18 protein-coding genes are annotated in these 20,982 nt (G+C 43.8%); 10 read left to right on the top strand and 8 right to left on the bottom strand.

All coding sequences use genetic code 11. The features are described from left to right. Positions 1-9: 9 nt before the first annotated feature. The 3 genes from aceE to ampD form a co-directional block, all read right to left on the bottom strand. Entirely contained in the window at positions 10-2,673 is a 2,664-nt protein-coding gene (gene aceE, locus C9I86_RS12245; RefSeq protein ID WP_107276468.1) for a pyruvate dehydrogenase (acetyl-transferring), homodimeric type, read from the bottom strand. A gap of 81 nt (positions 2,674-2,754) precedes the next feature. Then, on the bottom strand, positions 2,755-3,528 hold the full coding sequence (gene pdhR / locus C9I86_RS12240; RefSeq protein ID WP_107276467.1) for a pyruvate dehydrogenase complex transcriptional repressor PdhR: 774 nt from the start codon (positions 3,526-3,528) through the stop codon (positions 2,755-2,757). A 307-nt stretch (positions 3,529-3,835) separates the two neighbouring features. Beyond that, positions 3,836-4,381 carry a 1,6-anhydro-N-acetylmuramyl-L-alanine amidase AmpD gene (gene ampD / locus C9I86_RS12235; RefSeq protein WP_107276466.1) on the bottom strand — a complete coding sequence of 182 codons (546 nt, stop codon included), beginning with the start codon at positions 4,379-4,381 and terminating at the stop codon, positions 3,836-3,838. Positions 4,382-4,663: 282 nt separating this feature from the next. Here ampD and nadC point away from each other — a divergent pair, with 282 nt between their 5' ends. From nadC to mutT, 9 genes are all read left to right on the top strand, one after another. Next, positions 4,664-5,551 (top strand): carboxylating nicotinate-nucleotide diphosphorylase, encoded by an 888-nt coding sequence (gene nadC / locus C9I86_RS12230; RefSeq protein WP_107276501.1) that lies wholly within the window; start codon positions 4,664-4,666, stop codon positions 5,549-5,551. Positions 5,552-5,895: 344 nt separating this feature from the next. Beyond that, on the top strand, positions 5,896-6,363 hold the full coding sequence (locus tag C9I86_RS12225; protein WP_107276465.1) for a pilin: 468 nt from the start codon (positions 5,896-5,898) through the stop codon (positions 6,361-6,363). A gap of 2 nt (positions 6,364-6,365) precedes the next feature. Continuing rightward, positions 6,366-8,051 carry a type IV-A pilus assembly ATPase PilB gene (gene pilB / locus C9I86_RS12220; protein WP_107276464.1) on the top strand — a complete coding sequence of 562 codons (1,686 nt, stop codon included), beginning with the start codon at positions 6,366-6,368 and terminating at the stop codon, positions 8,049-8,051. A gap of 52 nt (positions 8,052-8,103) precedes the next feature. Continuing rightward, complete coding sequence (locus tag C9I86_RS12215) at positions 8,104-9,324, top strand: type II secretion system F family protein (protein ID WP_107276463.1); 1,221 nt, start codon at positions 8,104-8,106, stop codon at positions 9,322-9,324. Positions 9,325-9,387: 63 nt separating this feature from the next. After that, entirely contained in the window at positions 9,388-10,263 is an 876-nt protein-coding gene (locus tag C9I86_RS12210; RefSeq protein ID WP_107276462.1) for an A24 family peptidase, read from the top strand. Between the two features lie 3 nt (positions 10,264-10,266). Continuing rightward, complete coding sequence (gene coaE, locus C9I86_RS12205; RefSeq protein ID WP_080158304.1) at positions 10,267-10,872, top strand: dephospho-CoA kinase; 606 nt, start codon at positions 10,267-10,269, stop codon at positions 10,870-10,872. Positions 10,873-10,918: 46 nt separating this feature from the next. Then, the gene (gene zapD / locus C9I86_RS12200) at positions 10,919-11,656 is read left to right on the top strand and encodes a cell division protein ZapD (protein ID WP_080158305.1); all 738 of its coding nucleotides are present in this window, start codon (positions 10,919-10,921) and stop codon (positions 11,654-11,656) included. A gap of 7 nt (positions 11,657-11,663) precedes the next feature. Further along, positions 11,664-11,864, top strand: coding sequence for a DNA gyrase inhibitor YacG (gene yacG, locus C9I86_RS12195; RefSeq protein WP_080158306.1), 201 nt, complete (start codon positions 11,664-11,666; stop codon positions 11,862-11,864). 132 nt (positions 11,865-11,996) lie between these two features. Then, complete coding sequence (gene mutT, locus C9I86_RS12190) at positions 11,997-12,404, top strand: 8-oxo-dGTP diphosphatase MutT (protein ID WP_107276500.1); 408 nt, start codon at positions 11,997-11,999, stop codon at positions 12,402-12,404. Between the two features lie 236 nt (positions 12,405-12,640). On the opposite strand, the gene secA is transcribed toward mutT, so the two are convergent. Beyond that, positions 12,641-15,376, bottom strand: coding sequence for a preprotein translocase subunit SecA (secA, locus tag C9I86_RS12185; protein ID WP_080158307.1), 2,736 nt, complete (start codon positions 15,374-15,376; stop codon positions 12,641-12,643). Between the two features lie 448 nt (positions 15,377-15,824). Between secA and C9I86_RS12180 the strand changes: the two genes are divergently transcribed. Then, the gene (locus C9I86_RS12180) at positions 15,825-16,283 is read left to right on the top strand and encodes a DUF721 domain-containing protein (RefSeq protein WP_107276461.1); all 459 of its coding nucleotides are present in this window, start codon (positions 15,825-15,827) and stop codon (positions 16,281-16,283) included. 72 nt (positions 16,284-16,355) lie between these two features. Here the strand turns inward: C9I86_RS12180 and lpxC are convergent, their stop codons facing one another. From lpxC to C9I86_RS12160, 4 genes are all read right to left on the bottom strand, one after another. Continuing rightward, positions 16,356-17,273, bottom strand: a complete 918-nt coding sequence (lpxC, locus tag C9I86_RS12175; RefSeq protein ID WP_045028092.1) for a UDP-3-O-acyl-N-acetylglucosamine deacetylase — start codon at positions 17,271-17,273, stop codon at positions 16,356-16,358. 225 nt (positions 17,274-17,498) lie between these two features. After that, positions 17,499-18,629, bottom strand: a complete 1,131-nt coding sequence (gene ftsZ, locus C9I86_RS12170) for a cell division protein FtsZ (protein ID WP_080158309.1) — start codon at positions 18,627-18,629, stop codon at positions 17,499-17,501. Positions 18,630-18,661: 32 nt separating this feature from the next. Then, positions 18,662-19,918, bottom strand: a complete 1,257-nt coding sequence (gene ftsA / locus C9I86_RS12165; protein WP_080158310.1) for a cell division protein FtsA — start codon at positions 19,916-19,918, stop codon at positions 18,662-18,664. Positions 19,919-19,930: 12 nt separating this feature from the next. Beyond that, positions 19,931-20,716, bottom strand: coding sequence for a cell division protein FtsQ/DivIB (locus C9I86_RS12160; RefSeq protein WP_080158311.1), 786 nt, complete (start codon positions 20,714-20,716; stop codon positions 19,931-19,933). Between the last annotated feature and the right edge of the window lie 266 nt (positions 20,717-20,982).

Below are 20,982 nucleotides of genomic sequence, written 5' to 3'. Positions count from 1 at the left end.
ATTTGCCTCTTACGCGTATAGCGGGTTGATCTTGTTTGTATCAATGTTGAATTTAGCAATTGCTTCTGCAACAACAGAATTCTCAATGTCACCACGTTTTGCCAATTCAGAAAGTGCAGCAACAACAACGTAGCCTGCATTAACTTCAAAGTGACGACGTAGGTTAGCGCGGCTGTCTGAACGACCGAAGCCATCAGTACCCAGTACTTTAAATGACTCAGAAGGCATGAACGCGCGAACTTGTTCTGCGTAGTTTTTCATGTAGTCAGTCGCAGCGATTGCAGGCTCAGAACCCATAACCGTTGTGATGTAAGGTACTTTCTGCTCAGCTTGTGGGTGCAGCATGTTGTAACGCTCAACATCTTGACCATCGCGGGTCAATTCGTTGAATGACGTTACAGAATAAACGTCAGATGCAACACCGTAATCATCACTAAGAATTTGAGCCGCAGCACGAACTTCATTCATGATAGTACCAGAGCTCATTAACTGAACTTTGTTGCTACCAGCGTAAGATTCTAACTTGTAGATACCTTTACGAATGCCTTCTTCAGCGCCTTCAGGCATGCCAGGCATTGCGTAGTTTTCATTCATTACTGTTAGGTAGTAATAAATGTTCTCTTGGCTCTCACCGTACATGCGACGAATACCGTCTTGCATGATAACCGCTAGCTCGTAAGCAAACGTTGGATCGTAAGAGATACAGTTTGGCACTGTGTTAGCCATGATGTGTGAGTGGCCATCTTCGTGCTGTAGACCTTCACCGTTCAGGGTAGTACGACCTGCAGTAGCACCTAATAGGAAGCCACGAGCTTGTTGGTCACCTGCCATCCACGCCATGTCGCCAACGCGTTGGAAGCCAAACATTGAGTAGTAAATGTAGAACGGAATCATTGGTAGGTTGTTAGTGCTGTATGATGTTGCAGCAGCAACCCAAGATGCCATTGAACCTAATTCGTTGATACCTTCTTGCAGTACCTGACCTGAGTTTGCTTCTTTGTAGTAAGAAACAACGCCACGGTCTTCTGGAGTGTAAGTTTGACCCGCAGGGTTGTAGATACCCACTTGACGGAACAGACCTTCCATACCAAATGTACGCGCTTCATCACAGATGATAGGCACGATGTTCTTACCGATATTCTTATCTTTCAATAGAATATTAAGCGTACGAACGTAAGCCATTGTGGTAGAGATTTCACGCTTTTGCTCAACCAGCAATGGTGCAAACTCTTCTAGCTCAGGTACTTTAAATTCTTGAGTGAACTTAGGGCTACGCTTAGGTGTGTAACCTAATAGTGCTTCACGACGAGCGTGTAGGTAGTTGTACTCTGCAGAGCCTTGTTCAAGCTCTAGGTAAGGCAATGATTTAATTGCTTCATCAGAGATAAGATCTTGTAGACCTAAACGATCACGTAGGTATTGAACATGAGTCATGTCCATTTTCTTCACGCCGTGAGCGATGTTCTTACCTTCTGCTGCTTCACCCATGCCGTAACCTTTAACAGTTTTAGCAAGAATAACAGTCGGCTTACCTTGAGTATCTTTTGCATTAGTAAATGCAGCAAATAGCTTAGATGAATCGTGACCACCACGTTTCAGCTCAAAGATTTGCTCATCTGTCATGTCAGCAACCAGTGCCGCAGTCTCAGGGTATTTACCAAAGAAGTGCTCACGTACATAAGCGCCATCTTTAGATTTAAATGTCTGGTAGTCACCATCGATAGTTTCGTTCATTAACTGAAGTAACTTACCAGTAGTGTCTTTAGCTAGCAGTGAATCCCAGTTGTTACCCCAGATCACTTTAACCACATTCCAGCCAGCACCTTTAAATAGGCCTTCTAGCTCTTGAATGATCTTACCGTTACCCATAACCGGACCATCTAGGCGCTGTAGGTTACAGTTGATAAGGAAACATAGGTTATCTAGCTTCTCACGCGCAGCGAAAGAAATCGCACCACGTGATTCTGGCTCATCCATCTCGCCGTCACCTAGGAACGCGTAAACACGTTGCGCTGAAGTGTCTTTAAGACCACGGCCTTCTAAATATTTAAGGAAACGCGCTTGGTAGATCGCAGAGATAGGACCTAGACCCATAGATACCGTTGGGAACTGCCAGAATTCAGGCATTAACTTAGGGTGTGGGTATGAAGGAATACCTTTGCCATCAACTTCTTGACGGAAGTTATCAAGCTGATCTGCTGTTAAACGGCCTTCAACGAAAGCACGAGAGTAGATTCCTGGAGAGATGTGACCTTGGTAATAAACCAAATCGCCGCCATCCACGTCATTAGGTGCGCGGAAGAAGTGGTTAAAACATACTTCATAGAAAGCCGAAGCAGACTGGTAAGACGCCATGTGGCCGCCTAGGTCTAAATCTTTCTTTGAAGCACGCAATACGATCATGATCGCGTTCCAGCGAATGATAGAACGGATACGACGCTCTAGCGTAGTATCACCTGGGTACGCAGGTTCTTGCGCCGCAGGAATCGTATTAATGTAATTAGTGTTGATGCCTGTTGCCATATCAACACCATCTAAACGTGCTTTATCCAATACTTGCTCTAGTAAGTACTGTGCGCGTTCAACACCTTCTTCACGGACTACTGATTCAAGGGCTTCTAACCAATCTTGAGTTTCCAGTGCATCCACGTCACTCTTCATGACTTCAGACATGCGATCTATCCTTTCGTTATAATCAATCAACTAAACTAACAATGTCGCGACTTGCAAATGGCCTTTGGCTGATAAAGAACCCTAGTCAAGCCCGTCCTTGCGTTGCTGGATTCGGCGAAGAGAGCGTTGACGCCTGCTATCTTCTCGCGATAAATCCAACAAAGTTTCCTCAATGTAAGCCAAATGTGCATGGGATGCTTCACGCGCCTTTTTAGGCTGTTTTGAAACAATCGCCGCAACAATATTGGCCCTATGTTTGCTCACCTTATCCACCACCGCTTGATGACGATTAAGGTATTCAAAATTCTGTAATACGTTCTGTTCCAACAATGGCGCTAAACTACGAATAATGTGCAATAACACCACATTATGTGCCGACTCTGTAACCGCAATAAGGTATTGCATTACCGCAGTTGCTTCGGCGGCTAAATCGCCTTGTTGTTGTGCTTGTTGAATCCGCATATGACAATCTTTAATACGATCAAAGTCATCATCATTACCACGCAGGGCCGCATAATATGCCGCTAATCCCTCTAGCGCATGGCGCGCTTCAACTAAATCTAATTGTGTTTCAGGGTGTGCCGCTAATAAATCGAGCAGTGGCTCAGAAAAACTTTCCCACAAATTTTCTGTCACAAATGTGCCGCCACCTTGACGACGCGTCAGTAAATGTTTGGCTTCTAAGCGTTGAATCGCCTCACGAACAGAAGGGCGAGAAACATCAAATTGCTTTGCTAGTTCACGCTCAGGAGGCAGTTGTTGTCCCGGAGATAACGTCCCTTCAACAATCAAACACTCAAGCTCTTTTTCGATAGCCTCACAAAGTTTGGGTTGGCGAATACGTTTATAGGTCATTATGATGAATGCTTCTTATAATCAATCTGCTTCATAACAAAACTAACAATACGGGTAATTGGTATTACCAATTTGCTGACGTGGAAAGTTTACAGAAATAATCGTGAAAGTCCACACTCAACTTGATTGAAATCATAGAACGCGCATTCGTTAACATAAATCAAACACATATAATTACATCAAATAACAATCAATCAGACACTAAGCGACCAACTAAATTCAATCCTGATGCTAGGTAAAAGAAGGTTTAGATAAAAAGCCTATGATTTATCAGTACTAATTAACCAATCTATTAATAATTCACCGCTTACAATTGGGCTTTATAGCCATGCCAATCAAACACTAATCCGGGGTCAGTTTTACGTCCCGGCGCAATAAATTCATGCCCGGTAATTCGCTGGCGTGTAATAGCAGGATATTGCTGCATTATTTTTTGGGTAAGAGTGGCTAATGTTTCATACTGACACGATGTAAAAGGTAAATAGTCACAACCTTCAAGTTCAATGCCAATCGAATAATCGTTACATTTATCACGCCCTTCAAAGCAAGAAATTCCCGCATGCCATGCTCGCGCATTAAACGGTACGAACTGAATAATACTCCCATCACGGCGAATCAAACAGTGAGCCGAAACGCGGAACTGATGAATTAATGCGAAATAAGCATGTTCGTTAGGATCAAGCCGCCCCGTAAATAACTGCTCAATGTAAGGTCCACCAAACTCCCCCGGCGGCAAACTAATGTTATGCACCACCAGCAGTGAAATATCATCATCAGGGCGAGTATCACAAAATGGCGATGGCACGTGTTTAACGTTATCAAGCCAGTGATCGCGATTAATGGTTAAAGTCATATCAACCTCAAAGTAAAGAAATAGGTATCGAGTATCGAGTATCGAGTATCGAGTATCGAGTATCGAGTATCGAGTATCGAGTATCGTAGGAAAAACTAAAACTATCTCTCTGTAAATAGTCACGGAAAAAAAGATTCCACACGCCCCCAGCTCTTCCTGCTTTCCCTCGCCCCTAACCCCTTTCTCCCCTCGAAAACTAAAGCTATTCCCTGTATGCTTTTGCTATCACTCGCGGTAATTCACTTACCGGCAAACTCTTGCAATGGATACGACATGACGACTATGGAACAGAAACACGACAGCAGTGCTCGCCTTACTTACCTTAAACAGCAACTACCGCTAGAAATCACTCGCGCCGTTGCTGATACTCTGCGTGAAGATTTAGGTGGTGAGATTGATGCTAGCCGTGATATTACCGCCAATTTAATTGCGGCGGATAGTCACAGCACTGCCACTATTATTACCCGTGAATATGGCGTTTTTTGTGGTCAACTGTGGGCCGATGAAGTGTTTGCCCAATTAGGCGGTGAAGTCGTCATTGAGTGGCATGTTAGCGATGGCGAGGTAGTCAAACCCAATCAAGTGTTATGTACCCTAAGTGGCCCATCACGAGTATTGCTAACTGGTGAGCGTAACGCGATGAATTTTATTCAAACCTTATCAGGCTGCGCCACCCTTACCGCCGAATATGTTAACCAACTACAAGGCACCAACACCCGTTTATTAGACACTCGCAAAACTGTTCCCGGCTTGCGCAGCGCCCTCAAATATGCGGTCAGTTGTGGTGGTGGTTTTAACCACCGCATTGGGGTGTTTGATGCCTATTTGATCAAAGAAAATCACATCATGGCCTGTGGTGGCATTGAAAAAGCAATCGCCACTGCCAAGCAGCTAAACCCCGGCAAACCGGTAGAAATAGAAACCGAATCGCTAGCCGAATTAGAACAAGCGATTGCCGCTGGCGCAGATATTATTATGCTGGATAACTTCAGCCTAGAGATGATGCGTGAAGCGGTAAAAATTAACGCAGGTCGTGCGGCGTTGGAAAATTCTGGTGATATTACTCTGAATAATATTCGCGAATGTGCATTAACAGGTGTAGATTATATTTCAGTCGGTGCGCTAACCAAGCATGTGCGGGCAATGGATTTGTCGATGAGGTTTAGGTAGCACACAGGTTTCGAGGGGCGAGATTATTAGTTTTCGAGGAAGAGCAGGTATAGAGGATCGAGGTTACTAGTTTTCGAGGGCCGAGGAAGAACAGTTTTTATCTCGCCACTCGTTACTCGCCCTTCCTGACTCCTCGCCCCTTATTCACCTCACAACCTGCCTCATTTCTGCGCCCCAACTCCAGCGCTATTTTGTAACTGCTGCAACGACGGCACAAATAATTCAAACTGCGCCGAGCAATACCACCACTGTTATTCAATCAATATCTTAAGCCTTTTATTCTAGTTCCACAGCACTACCCCTTTGTCCATGTTGGACAATTTAAAACCTTCAAGGAATGGAATATGAAAAAGCAACAAGGCTTTACCCTTATTGAATTGATGATCGTGGTGGCGGTGATCGGTGTGTTATCAGCAATAGCGATTCCACAGTATCAAAAATATGTCGCTAAAGCAGAAGTGGCGTCAGTTCTTTCAACAATGACAGGCGTAAAAACCAATATTGAAGCATTTGTTGTTGAAAATGGTCGTTTTCCTGATAATTCAACAGTTGGTGAAACACCTAAAGATTTAGGAGCACCAGATGTCATGCCTTTAGGTGATTTCACTTTAGCAAAAATAGGCACATCAGATGCAGGTACTCTAACTCTTGCATTTAAATCGGCAAACGTTAACGCTTTATTAAAAGGTGATTCATTGGTACTCACACGAATAACAGAAACTGGAACCTGGACTTGCACTTCAACAAACATAGAAAAAGCCCTATTACCTAAAGGATGCACGTCATCTAAAGCTGCACCTTCAACAAATTAACCATGCAAACAAACCTCGCCTCGATCCTGTTCCAAGCTGACTTAATCAGCGCCGAACAAGAGCAGCAAATAGTCGAGTCGGTGACGGCGGAAGGGATCAATGTCCCGACCGCCATTACTCGTCTGGGTATCATGGCGGATGATGAACTGGCACGTTCATTATCACACCTGTTCAACCTTGATCGAGTGGATGTCCACCACTATGACTTTCAAGGTTGCTGTCAAAGTGTCTACCAACGTGAACTGGTGTTACGCCATCGCGTGCTACCGCTTGCGCAAGATAATAGCACCCTTTTCGTCGGCCTTAGCGATCCTACCAATGTCGAGGCGCAAGATGAATTTCGCTTCGCTATTGGTAAGAACGTTGAAGCACTATTATTAGACAATAAACAACTTGAATCAGCGATTCGCCGAGTTTACGGCAGTGATATCGGTGATGTTGGTAACAGCCGTCAAATCAGTGATGAAGATTTAGGTAACTTAATTGATATTAACGATCTTGAACTTGATGAAGCCACCGATTTAAGCCAAGACAGCGCTCCGGTTACTCGTTATATCAACCAAGTCTTAATGGATGCCCTGCGCCGTAAAGCATCCGACATTCACTTTGAACCCTATGAAACCAGCTATCGAATTCGATTTCGTTGTGATGGTATTTTACATCAGCATTTAACGCCACCAGCCAGTTTATCGCGGCGGTTATCAACCCGTTTAAAGGTAATGTCAAAGCTCAATATTGCCGAACGCCGTCAACCCCAAGATGGCCGCATTAAACTTAAATTATCAGAGTCACTGGCAATTGATCTGCGGGTGTCGACCCTACCAACCTTGTGGGGCGAAAAAGTGGTACTGCGTATTTTAGACAGTTCCAGTGCCAGCTTAAACATTGATATTTTAGGGTATAGCGATGCTCAAAAGCAGGCTTATTTAACCGCCTTGCAACGCCCGCAAGGGATGATTTTGATGACAGGCCCCACAGGCAGCGGCAAAACCGTATCGCTCTATACTGGTTTAAGTATTTTAAATACTGACGAGCGCAATATTTCCACCGCCGAAGATCCGGTTGAGATCAACCTCCAAGGTATCAACCAAGTTCAAATCAATAATCAGGCTGGACTTGGATTTGCTGAAGCATTGCGATCGTTTCTACGTCAAGACCCAGATGTAGTAATGGTGGGTGAAATTCGCGACCTTGAAACCGCCGAAATTGCGGTTAAAGCGGCGCAAACTGGGCACTTGGTGTTATCAACCCTGCACACCAACTCAGCTGCGGAAACCATTACCCGTTTAACCAACATGGGGGTGGAAGATTTTAACCTTGCCTCATCACTGAGTTTGATTATTGCGCAGCGGTTAGCACGCCGATTATGCAGTCACTGTAAACAACCGCATCTACTTGATGACTTAACTTGTGAGCGCTTAAAACTGCCACTTAACACCAGTGTTTATCAAGCCCATAAAGAAGGCTGTGATGATTGCAACAAAGGCTATGTTGGCCGAGTGGGTATTTATGAAGTGATGCAATTTAGCCGTGAAATTGCTGAAGCATTAATGCAAAACGCCACCAGCTTACAATTAGAAGATATTGCTGCCAGCCAAGGCATGCAACGACTACGCGAATCAGGAGTAGATAAATTAGTTGAAGGCATTACTAGCCTTGTCGAATTACAACGGGTACTACAACTCTAATAACATCACTCGACTTTACTTTCCATCACTGTATTTTTAAAAAGGATCTCTTATGGTTGCTGCCACTAAAATTCGTTACTACCAATGGCGGGGCATCAATCAAGCCGGACGTAAAGTCTCAGGGGTCACAATGGGATTTCAAGAACAAGAAGTCCGTCATCAGCTCACCGAGCAAATGATCAATATTAAAAAGATCAAACGCACCTCTCCCGGCACCTTAGATCGACTTCGTAACCAAATGAAGCCCGAAGATGTCACCATGGTGACGCGTCAATTATCGACCATGGTTGAATCAGGCGTTCCTGTAGTACAAGCATTAACCTTAATGGCTAACAGTCACCACAAAGCAGAAATGCGCGCCACCCTAATTCAGGTAACCAATCAAGTTGAAGCCGGATCATCATTAGCCAAAGCAATGCGCTCTAGCTCGCCATTGTTTGATAAATTTTATTGTGACTTGGTCGATACGGGTGAGCAAACCGGCCACCTTGGACAAGTATTTGGTCGCATTGCGGTGTATCGTGAAAAAGCCGAAGCTATGCGAAAAAAGATCATCAAAGCGATGATCTACCCTTCGATGGTCTCTATCACCGCTATCTTAGTAACAGTATTAATGCTGGTGTTTGTTATTCCTCAATTTGCGGCTATTTTCAGTGGCTTTGGCGCGGAACTGCCATGGTTTACGCGCCAAGTCATGAAGGCTTCAGACTTTCTCATTGATTATGGCTATTATCTTGGCGGTGGCATTGTGCTGACCATCATCATCTACCGTTATTGCTATCGCCAGTATTATGGTTTTCATTATCGCGTCGATAAGCTGAGCCTAAAGCTGCCAATTGTTGGTGGAGTATTACTTAAAGCGACCATTTCTCGTTTTGCTCGCACTCTCGCCACTACCTTTAATGCTGGTATTCCGCTATTAACGGGCATTCAATCGGCGGGAAAAACCAGTAATAATCTTTACATTGAACAAGCGATTGATGAAGTTTATAACAGTACCGCTGCCGGTATGCCTTTATACTTAGCCCTGCGTCAAGCCGATGTTTTTCCAGAATTAATGTTGCAAATGGTGATGATTGGTGAAGAATCGGGGGCACTTGATGATATGCTCAATAAAATGGCTCAGTTATACGAAGATGATGTCGATAATACTGTTGATAATCTGGGCCAAATCATGGAACCGTTTATTATCATTATTCTTGGTATCATTATCGGTGGTTTATTAGTCGCGATGTACATGCCTATCTTTACGCTAATGAGCGTTATAGGGTAATTACACTCCAATCAATAGCCGTGACATTAACGTTATCAAATGTATTTTTTAAGAGAGTATTGCATGGCTGTACTGAGTTATTACCCGTGGCTGTATCCACTGTTTGCCACGATTTTTGGGTTGTTGATTGGTAGTTTTTTAAATGTAGTTATTTATCGGCTACCGATCATGATGGAACGTCAGTGGCGTCAAGAATGCCATGATTGCTTTCCTGAACTTGATGTACCGCTTCAAAATGATCCAACGCCATTTAATCTCAGCGTTCCCCGTTCTCGGTGCCCCCACTGCAATCATGCTATCAGTGCGCTAGAAAATATTCCGCTTATTAGCTGGTTAGTATTAAAAGGCAAATGCCGCGAGTGTCATGCGCCGATCAGTAAGCGCTATCCCGCAATTGAACTTCTGACCGCGATTATTAGCCTAACCGTCGCGCTTATGTTGCCGCCAACTTGGTGGGCAGTTGCTGTTTTAGGCGCAAGCTTTGCTCTGATCGCGCTGACCTTTATTGATATCGACAAAATGCTACTGCCGGATCAAATCACGCTACCATTGATGTGGGCGGGTATTTTATTGGCCTTAAGTGGTATCAGTCCGGTTTCATTAACTGATTCTATTATTGGCGCAATGGCGGGGTATTTATCGCTGTGGTCGGTATTTTGGGCGTTTAAATTACTGACCAAAAAAGATGGCATGGGCTATGGTGATTTTAAACTACTGGCGGCGATTGGCGCATGGGTAGGCTGGTCATTATTGCCATTTGTGGTGCTACTTTCCTCTCTTATCGGCGCAATATGCGGCATTATCATGCTACGTATCAAGCAGGAAGATCAACAAACCCCGTTCTCTTTTGGACCATACCTTGCTGTCGCTGGCTGGATTGCTATGCTATGGGGCCAACCAATTTTAAATTGGTATGTTGGCTCTTATTTAGGATTCTGATTGATGACAATTGTAATTGGTTTAACTGGTGGTATTGGCAGTGGTAAAACAACCGTTGCCAATATGTTTGCTGACTATGGCATCGATTTAATTGATGCCGATATTATCGCCCGTGAAGTAGTGGCAGTCGGCAGTGTCGGTTTAGCCCGCATCACGGAAAAATTCGGTAATCACATACTGCTAAGCGATGGCAACCTTGATCGTAGCCAATTAAGAACCGCTATTTTTAGTGATCCACAACTCAAAAACTGGCTCAATCAACTGCTTCACCCGTTGATACGTGAAAAGATGTTAGCTGATATAGAGCGTGCTACATCGCCGTATTGTCTGCTGATTGTGCCGTTAATGATCGAGAATAACCTGCAAACCCTAACCGATCGATTACTGGTGGTTGACGTTGACCAACAAACACAGATAATGCGTACCCAGCAGCGAGACAATGTATCGCTTGAGCAAATAAAAAATATTCTTGCAGCGCAAGCTTCGCGCCAACAACGGCTCGATGCTGCCGATGATATCATTTGTAATAACGGTGATAATCAGGCACTGTTGACGCAAGTTGCTCAGCTACATCTGCATTATCTTGCTCTAGCGCAAGCAGCAAAATAACGCTTAGCGCGCATTCATTATTTTTTGGCTTCCACTGGTTTCCGTTATGCAAATACATCGCTATGAACACCCTCTCAATGAAAAAGTGCGTATTTACCTACGCCTAGAACACTTACTCAAACAATTACATGACAGCAGCGACCTTAGCGACCCATGGCAATATACGATTTTCTTTAATGCCTTATTTGATCTGTTAGAGTTAATAGAACAAATTCCAGTTAAAACTGATCTTGCGAAAGCGCTCGATAAGCAAAGCACTAAATTAAAAGCATGGTTAGACTATGACGGTGTTGATCCAACCGCGATTCAATCATTACTCGATAACATGAGTCATGCTCAGAAAAACTTATTAGCTGCACCACGTTTGGGCCAAAGCCTGCGTGAAGATCGTTTTCTAAGCTCGATTCGTCAACGTTTCTCAATTCCTGGTGGCACTTGTAGTTTTGATCTGCCAGCGCTGCACTTTTGGCGTCAAATGCCATTAGAAGAACGTCAACAAACGACTCAAGCATGGCTTGACCAATTAGCTGAAGTCGATGAAGCACTCAAGCTATGGCTACACTTAGTCCGTCAATCAGCACAATACCAACCACAATCAGCACATAATGGTTTTTTCCAAAATGATGCAAGCCTATCGTGTTTACTTCGTATTGAAATCGATGCAAGCTATGGTGTTTATCCTGTAGTATCAGGTCATCGCAGCCACTTCTCTATTCGCTTTTCTCCTTATGAAGAAGGCTCGACAGTGGCAAGTAATATCGACTTTAAACTAGCTATTTGCTGAGGTAACTATGTCACAATCTCAACCGACAGTGGTGAAATGCCCAACCTGTAAAACGGATGTAGTGTGGGGCGAACAAAGTCCATACCGTCCATTTTGCTGTAAACGCTGCCAATTGATCGATCTTGGTGAGTGGGCAGATGAAGAGAAATCCATTGCGGGTGCACCTGATATGTCAGATGCCGACGGTTGGTCAGAAGATACCTACTAACTCTTCATTCAGCGACAAAGTAACGGATAACTGATTAAAGGCGAGCCAATGTCAACATTAGCTCGCCCTTTTTAATAACAATATTTTTCTTGTCTGATTTTATGTAGGTACGATCTTATGTCAAAAGAAGTTATGCCTAAAAAACGTGTTTGGATCGCAGCAGGGATCATTTTAAATTCAACCCAAGATCACATCTTCATTACTCGTCGCCACGCCAATGCTCATCAAGGTGGATTATGGGAATTTGCAGGCGGCAAAGTAGAAGCCAATGAGACTGCTGAACAAGCGGTTATTCGTGAACTTAACGAGGAAGTAGGGATTCAAGTCACTACGCTAACGCCATTGATTAGCCTTGCTCATGATTACCCTGATAAAGCCTTACAGTTTGATTTTTTCGCCATCACAGCATTCACAGGTGAAGCATGTGGTAATGAAGGCCAAGCCGGATTGTGGGTCGCCATTGATGATCTTGAGCAATACCCATTCCCTGAGGCTAATATGGCGGTATTGGCGAAGATAGTTGAGGTTTATGGGGGATAATTTATTCCGTCATCCCGGAAATTGAGGTACGAAATTATCCGGGATCTACTCACAATGAGCTTGAGCCTAACAGATACCAAAAATAATATTAACTCTACGGCGTATGAATAGTAGATTCCCTATCTCGTTCGTAACCTCACTGTAGGGAATGACGGTAGGTTTCTTACACTAAAAATTACAGCCATAAAAAAAGGTCGCTCAAAAGCGACCTTTTTTATTACAGCTTAACGGCGATCTTAGTCGATCTTACCGTGACACTGCTTGTATTTCTTACCAGAACCACATGGACAAGGCTCATTACGGCCGACTTTACGCTCTTCGCGTTCAAACGTACCTTGATGGCCATCGTCTTCTGCTTGAGATGATTCATCAACAATCTGATTGTCAGCATTTTGATGTTGGAATTGTTGACGACGCGCTAGCATTTCTGCCATTTGACGACGTTCTTCTTCCATGCGATCAACTTCTTCCTGCTGCTGTACTCGTACCTTACTTAGGATAGAAACAACATCACTCTTTAAGTTATCAAGCATCTCTTCAAACAGTTCAAACGACTCACGCTTGTACTCTTGCTTAGGGTTCTTTTGTGCATAACCACGTAGGTGAATACCTTGACGAAGATGATCCATCGCCGCTAGGTGTTCTTTCCATAATGTATCGAGGTTTTGCAGCATAACCGTTTTCTCAAAGTTACGTAGCACTTCAGCGCCAACAACTTGTTCTTTTTCACGGTATAGCTCAAATGCTTTTTCGATGATACGTTCACGCAGCGCTTCTTCATAAAGCTTATCTTCAGTGTCTAACCAATGTTTGATTGGTAGCTCTAAATCAAAGTCTTCTTTTAGACGCGCTTCTAGACCGTCGATATCCCACATTTCTTCTAGCGATTGCTGCGGAATGTAGTTATCAATGATGGCATTTAACACGTCTTCACGGTTGTGCTCAATCATTTCGCTGATATCGTTCGCATTCATCAACTCATCACGTAGTTCATACACTACCTGACGCTGATCGTTAGCCACATCATCAAATTCAAGTAATTGCTTACGAATATCAAAGTTACGACCTTCAACTTTACGTTGCGCATTTTCGATAGCTTTTGATACCCATGGGTGCTCAATCGCTTCGCCTTCTTCCATACCCAGCTTCTTCATCATGCCTGAAACACGATCAGAGGCGAAGATACGCATTAGGCCATCTTCCATTGAAAGATAGAAACGAGAAGAACCTGCATCACCCTGACGACCAGCACGACCACGTAACTGATTATCGATACGGCGTGATTCATGACGCTCAGTACCAAGAATGTGTAAACCACCCGATGCTAATACAGCATCATGTTTGATTTGCCAATCAGCACGAATTTTAGCAATTTGCTCAGCCGTTGGATCAGTTAACTTCTCAACATCTGATTTCCATGAACCACCCAACATGATATCGGTACCACGACCGGCCATGTTAGTTGCGATAGTTACCGCACTTGGCGCACCCGCTTCAGCGATGATGTCTGCTTCTTTTTCGTGGAATTTCGCATTCAATACGTTGTGCTTGATACCGGCTTTTTTCAGTGCGTTTGATAACAGCTCTGATTTTTCAATCGACACAGTACCGACAAGACATGGCTGACCGTTTTTAACACGCTCGGTAATATCTTCACTGATCGCGGCAAATTTTTCAGCTTCAGTCATGTAGACTAAATCGCCGTTATCAATACGTGCCATTGGACGGTTAGTCGGTAGCACTACCGTATCTAGATTATAAATAGACTGGAATTCAAACGCTTCAGTATCCGCTGTACCTGTCATACCAGATAATTTTTCGTATAAACGGAAATAGTTCTGGAAGGTAATCGATGCCAAGGTTTGGTTTTCGTTTTGAATCTTAACGCCTTCTTTCGCTTCAACAGCTTGGTGAAGACCTTCAGACCAACGACGACCTGGCATAGTACGGCCAGTATGCTCATCGACAATGACAACTTCATCGTCTTGCACAATATAATCGACGTCTTTTTCAAACAACACGTGTGCACGTAAGCCGGCATTAACGTGGTGTAGTAAACTAATATTAGCTGGAGAATAAAGGGTATCGTTCTCTGCCATAATGTCGTTGGTAATCAACAATTCTTCAATGAATTCTTGACCCGTTTCGGTAAAGTGCGCTTGCTTTGATTTTTCATCAACGGTGTAGTGACCTTCACCACGGTAATCGGCACTGTCTTCTTTATCTTGACGTACCAATAACGGGATTAGCTTGTTCACTTTGATGTACATTTCTGAGCTATCTTCAGCTGGGCCTGAGATAATCAGCGGTGTACGCGCTTCATCGATTAGGATGGAGTCAACTTCATCGACAACCGCGAAGAAGCGTTCACGTTGAACACGATCTTCAGGGCGGAATGCCATGTTGTCACGTAGGTAATCAAAACCAAATTCGTTGTTAGTACCGTAAAGTACATCGGCGGCGTAAGCTTCTTTTTTCGCTTGCGGTGACATATTTGGTACGTTAACGCCAACAGTCATGCCGAGGAATTCAAATAATTCACGGTTGGTTTCGGCATCACGCGCGGCTAGGTAGTCGTTCACTGTTACGATGTGAACACCTTTACCGGTAAGAGCGTTAAGGTATGACGGCAATGTTGCAGTAAGAGTTTTACCCTCACCAGTACGCATTTCAGCAATTTTGCAGTCATTTAGAACCATGCCACCCAGTAGCTGGACGTCAAAGTGACGCATGCCATAGACACGGCTTGATGCTTCGCGAACAGTCGCAAAGGCTTCTGGTAGTAGTTGATCTAGCGTTTCGCCTTGATCTAAACGCTCACGAAATTCAGCTGTTTTTGCTTGCAGCTCATGATCTTGTAGGCTTTCAAACTGAGGTTCTAGCTTATTGATTTGATCAACAATTTTGCGCATACGACGCAGAGTGCGGTCGTTACGGCTACCGATAACTTTAGTCAGTAGTTTTGATAACATGGTGATGCCGTTTTCTCTTTGTTATATCAGCGTTTCTATTGCTGAATCGCTTAATTCGGGTTTCATTCCTTGGGGGACCTAAGCCATCCCTATCCCATAGGAATCGTCACAACGGTGACTAAGAGGTTAATCCTAAAACGTGTAATATTGATATTGTGTCGCGATAGTCGCTTTTCAAGGGCTAACATTACTATCCTAGCAAAAAGCATCACGCTCAATGCTAAACTAATACAATTTATTGCCGCTTCAGTACAAAAAATCCAATGCTTGCTGTTGCCAGGCAGACATATCATTCAACATATACTAACCTATATGCCTGATATGATAAGTCATATTAGTGTCATCGCCTATGATAAAAGCCACAGCAAATGTTTTTATCTTTGAAAAATTAAGATCATATCCGCAAAAGTGACATTTTTATTCTGTTGCATATTCAGGAACTAAAATCATGAGAGATCATCGTCCACAAACCGCAGCACATCTACTTGATAGTGATGGTCTAACATCGATTCAACAACGGGCGGCGGCGTTAAGTAAACTTGATAGCGCAGTAAAATCCCATCTCAATTGTGCCGAGCATTGTCGTGTCAGTAATTACCGTCAAGGAGTGCTGATCATTGAAACGGCATCCGCGGCATGGTCAATGCGACTCAATTATGAACGTTATCAATTAATGATCAAATTACGCGAGAAGCTATTACCTAAATTGCGTGATATTGAAGTAAAGGTAAACCCCGCTCTTGCGGCAGTCGCGATTCGTAAGCAAGACAAAATTCCCGATATTATTCAAAAGCCAATCAGTGATGTGGCTGCACAACATTTATTAGCCACCGCTGAAAATGCACCGAATAAAGTCAAAGCTTGCCTTGAACGGTTAGCAAAGTTGGCGAAAAAGAAAACCAGCTAAATCACAAATAGCAGATACAAAAACGCCGAACAAATATGCTCGGCGTTTTTTAATACAAGGTAGTTGCGTGATTTACGCCAATACCATACCCGGTTGAGCAAAAGTGACCGGCACTTCACGCTCATCTTCAAAGGTTGACCACTCATAGGCTTCTTGATCAGCCAATACTGCACGCAGTAGTTGGTTGTTCAGCGCATGACCTGATTTATAAGCGCGCATTTCACCAATGATATTATGACCACACATGTAAAGGTCACCAATGGCATCCAATACTTTGTGAGTGACAAGTTCATTGTCAAAACGCAAACCGTCATCGTTCAGGATACGGTAGTCATCCAGTACAATTGCGTTATCAAAGCTACCACCAAGACACAAGTTTTGTGACTGAAGGTATTCGATATCGCGCATGAAACCGAAAGTACGTGCACGGCTAATCTTTTTAACAAAAGACTGGCTTGAAAAATCTAACACTAGACGCTGCTGATCTGAATCAATCGCAGGGTGGTTAAAGTCGATAGCAAAATCGAGACGGAAACCGTTATAAGGTACGAGTTCCGCCCACTTGTCGCCATCTTCAATGCGAACAGGCTTTTTAATACGTAAAAAACGCTTTGGCGAATTTAGCGTATCAATACCTGCTGATTGAAGCAGGTAAATAAATGGGCTTGCGCTACCATCCATAATAGGAATTTCAGGTGCATCAACTTCGATAATCACATTATCGATACCCATACCGGCTAGTGCAGCATTCAAGTGCTCAACAGTTGAAATGCGCACGCCTTGTTCATTCACAAGAGCGGTACATAACATGGTATCGCGCACTGAGTCTGCATTTGCAGGGAAATCCACAGGTGGATTAAGGTCAGTACGGCGATAAATCACGCCAGTATTTGCGGCTGCAGGACGCAGGATAAGCGTCACTTTACGTCCAGAGTGGAGGCCCACGCCAGTCGTCTGCACAATGCTTTTAAGTGTACGTTGTCTGATCATCTGCTTTATATCTCAACGGTTAAACAAACTTTTGCTTGCAAACTTATTAGGTGAATAGAAACTATTCTCAACACCGAATTGGTGAATTGAACACTTATCATACCATAACCTAAAAAATATCCAAAATAATTCACTGCGGATACAAAAGAGCATCTTTTGTGGTGAAACAAAAGATGCAACTCTTACTCAGCTAAATTAGCCGCCACAATCAATATGTTGGCTATTTTAGTCCGCTTGCTTACGCAAGAATGCAGGGATATCTAAGTAGTCATGATCTGCACCCTGAGTTTTAGCTTGTTGAGTTTCAACAGGCTTCTCTTCAGCGATTGCAGCAGGTTTTTCCTGTGCAACAGCAGGGGCTGGTTTTGATGACGTTACTAATGTGATATCAGGCTTACACTCTTTACCAATGCCTGTTGCCACTACGGTTACACGTAGCTCATCAGTCATATCTGGGTCAAGTGATGTACCGATAACCACAGTTGCGTTATCAGAAGCGAATGCTTTAACTGTGTTACCCACAGTTTCGAATTCGTCTAGACGCATATCCATACCAGCAGTAATGTTAACTAAAACACCACGTGCGCCAGCAAGATCGATATCTTCTAGTAATGGGCTAGAAATTGCCATTTCAGCAGCTTCTTCAGCACGGTCATCACCAGCAGCAACACCACTACCCATCATTGCATGACCCATTTCCGACATTACGGTACGTACGTCCGCAAAGTCGACGTTGATCATGCCTGGGCGAGTGATTAGCTCAGCAATACCTTGAACCGCATTCTTAAGTACGTCGTTTGCTTTCGCAAAGGCATCAAGTAATGTGATACCACGACCAAGTACTTTAAGTAGCTTTTCGTTAGGAATAGTAATTAATGAATCAACATGCTTAGAAAGCTCATCAATACCTTGCTCTGCAAATGCCATACGCTTCTTACCTTCGAAGCTAAATGGTTTAGTCACAACAGCAACAGTAAGAATACCAAGCTCTTTCGCTACTTCAGCAATGATTGGTGCAGCACCAGTACCGGTACCACCACCCATGCCCGCTGCAATGAAGATCATGTCAGAGCCTTCAAGCTCTTTCTTGATTGCTTCACGATCTTCTAGCGCTGAATCACGGCCCACTTGTGGGTTTGCACCCGCACCCAAACCTTTAGTGATATCACCACCGATTTGAATAACAGTACTTACGCTTGTTTTACGAAGAGCTTGTGCATCAGTGTTAACACTAATGAACTGCACGCCTTCAATAGACTCACGTACCATGTGATCGACTGCATTACCGCCGCCGCCGCCAACGCCAATGACCTTAATTACAGCTTCATCAGACATTTCCATCATCGGTTCAAACATTTGTTCTCTCCGTTATCCTGTTCGCATCAGGTTTAAAAATTCTTTTCGAACCAACCACTGATTCGTGAAAATAGCCCAGTTACCGAGCGTTTCGGTTCTTGTGCATTTTCATCAAATGATTGACTATCCTTTCCGTAGTGCAGTAATCCTACTGCAGTAGCATAGGGTGGAGCCTGAACATAGTCAGTCAATCCACTCAGATCAAGAGGCTGACCAATACGTACTTGATTGCGGAAAACCCGCTCAGCACATTCAGTTAAACCTTCCATTTGCGCAGCGCCCCCGGTAAGGACGATGCCCGCTGCTAGGTGGTGTTTAACACCAGCCTCTCGCAATTGATCTTGTACGGTTAGTAATTTTTGATTTACTAACCCTAGCAATTCACTATATCGAGGCTCTATTACTTCTGCTAGTGTTTGACTTTGCAAGCTTCTAGATGGACGACCACCAACACTCGGTACATCAACCTTAGCATCTTTGCTCACCAATTCACTCAGTGCACAACCGTATTTCACTTTAATATCTTCAGCGTCACCCGGCGGTGTACCAAACGCATAAGCAATATCACTAGTCACAACATTACCAGCATAGGGAATTACTTCCGCATGACGTAATGCGCCACCAGACCAAATGGCAAGATCCATTGTACCGCCGCCGATATCGACCACGCATACGCCGAGCTCACGCTCATCTGGGGTCAGTACAGCATGGCTTGCTGCTAATCCTGAGAAAATCAGATGATCAACAGTTAAACCACAACGCTCTACTGCTTTAACGATGTTGCGTGCCATGTCGTTATGACAAGTGATCAAATGAACACTTGCTTCCATACGAACACCTGATAAACCAACTGGGTTTTTAATGCCCTCTTGGTAATCAATCGCAAATTCCTGAGGAATTACATGCAACGTACGTTGCTCATCGCTTATTTTTACTGATTTCGCCGTATGAATAACATTATCGACGTCATCTTGAGTCACTTCTTTATCAGAAATAGGCACCATGCCTTTTTCTGTTTGGCAACTAATATGTTTACCTGATAGCGATAAACACACGGAACCAATTTGGCAATCAGCCATGAGTTCAGCCTGATCAACAGCACGCTGAACTGACTTTACTACTGACTCGAGGTCATTAACCCCACCTTTATCCATTCCGCGTGATGGGCTGCTACCCACACCAATGACATTAACATTGCCATCAGGTAGGACCTCCCCAACCAAAGCGCAAACTTTGGAAGTGCCGATATCAAGACCAACTATGAGTTTTTTATCTGCAGCCTTAGTCATCAGTGCACGCTCTTATTTTTTATCCGGCGCATGTTTATCATACTCCGGCATTGTTTTCCAACCCACAGCTGCGCCAGTATCATAACGCAAATCTACATAATCAATCGGCTTACCCTGCTTTAATAACTCAGGATAAATCTCGATAAAACGTTTTATACGTTGCATTCGAGCGTCATGCCCCAATTCAAGTCTAATGCCGTTTGTTAATACCACGCGCCAAGCACGACGTTCATTAAATGATAATGACGCAATCCCAAAACCCGCTTTTTTCAGTACCGGACGCATTTCACGCAATCCAGCTAAAACTTCTTCGCTACTGCCTTTCGGGCCAATCAGGTTGGTTAACCCTAATCCTGCCACTTGCAATGCTGGTGCTTTAAAAACAGCCCCTGCACGATTAACTAAATAGGTTCCGTTCCATTCAGCGACAGGTTGATTTTCAACCAAAAACACTTTAATGGTATTCGGCCATTGTTTACGTACAGCAGCTTGAGCAACCCAAGGCAATGCCTCGACGGATGCTTGAATACTATTTACATCTTGGGTCATAAAACTACCCAGATGATGAAGATGTAAAATTGACTGTCTGACATCATCTTTAGTCAGATAATGTAGCTGCCCTTGAATGACTAAATTTGACAAGGGTAATCGGTTTGCATCTGTCATCCAGTCTTTGGTAGCACTGACAAGCCAAACCGTAAAACCAATGACAAAGAGAAAAAACGCTAATCCGCCCCAACGCTTCAAACCACGAGGAGAGGATGATATATGCTCTTTATTTACGACTTGTTCAGTCATCGCGTGTCTATTTACCTTACCATTTAAGCCAAACCATTCCATAAAGGTATTTTATGATGGTGCGCTCAGTCAGGTATAACGAGCAAAGTTAAACGATTATACCGAGCAACTCGACCCACTCCAACACTCATAAGGCGTTTTCCGAGCATAACCTGACAATAAATTTATCTATTTGTCGAGAAATCGCAAAAAATAGCGATCACTGGCACTGGAATTACCCTTTTACAGCCAGTGATCGGTGTTTATGCTCTCGATCAAAGCAAAAA

The sequence above is a fragment of the Photobacterium sp. NCIMB 13483 genome (genome assembly GCF_003025475.1).
In the GTDB taxonomy this organism is placed as follows: domain Bacteria; phylum Pseudomonadota; class Gammaproteobacteria; order Enterobacterales; family Vibrionaceae; genus Photobacterium; species Photobacterium piscicola.
The sequence above is the reverse complement of the archived record's forward strand: the minus strand, read 5'-3'. Positions and strand labels throughout refer to the sequence as shown.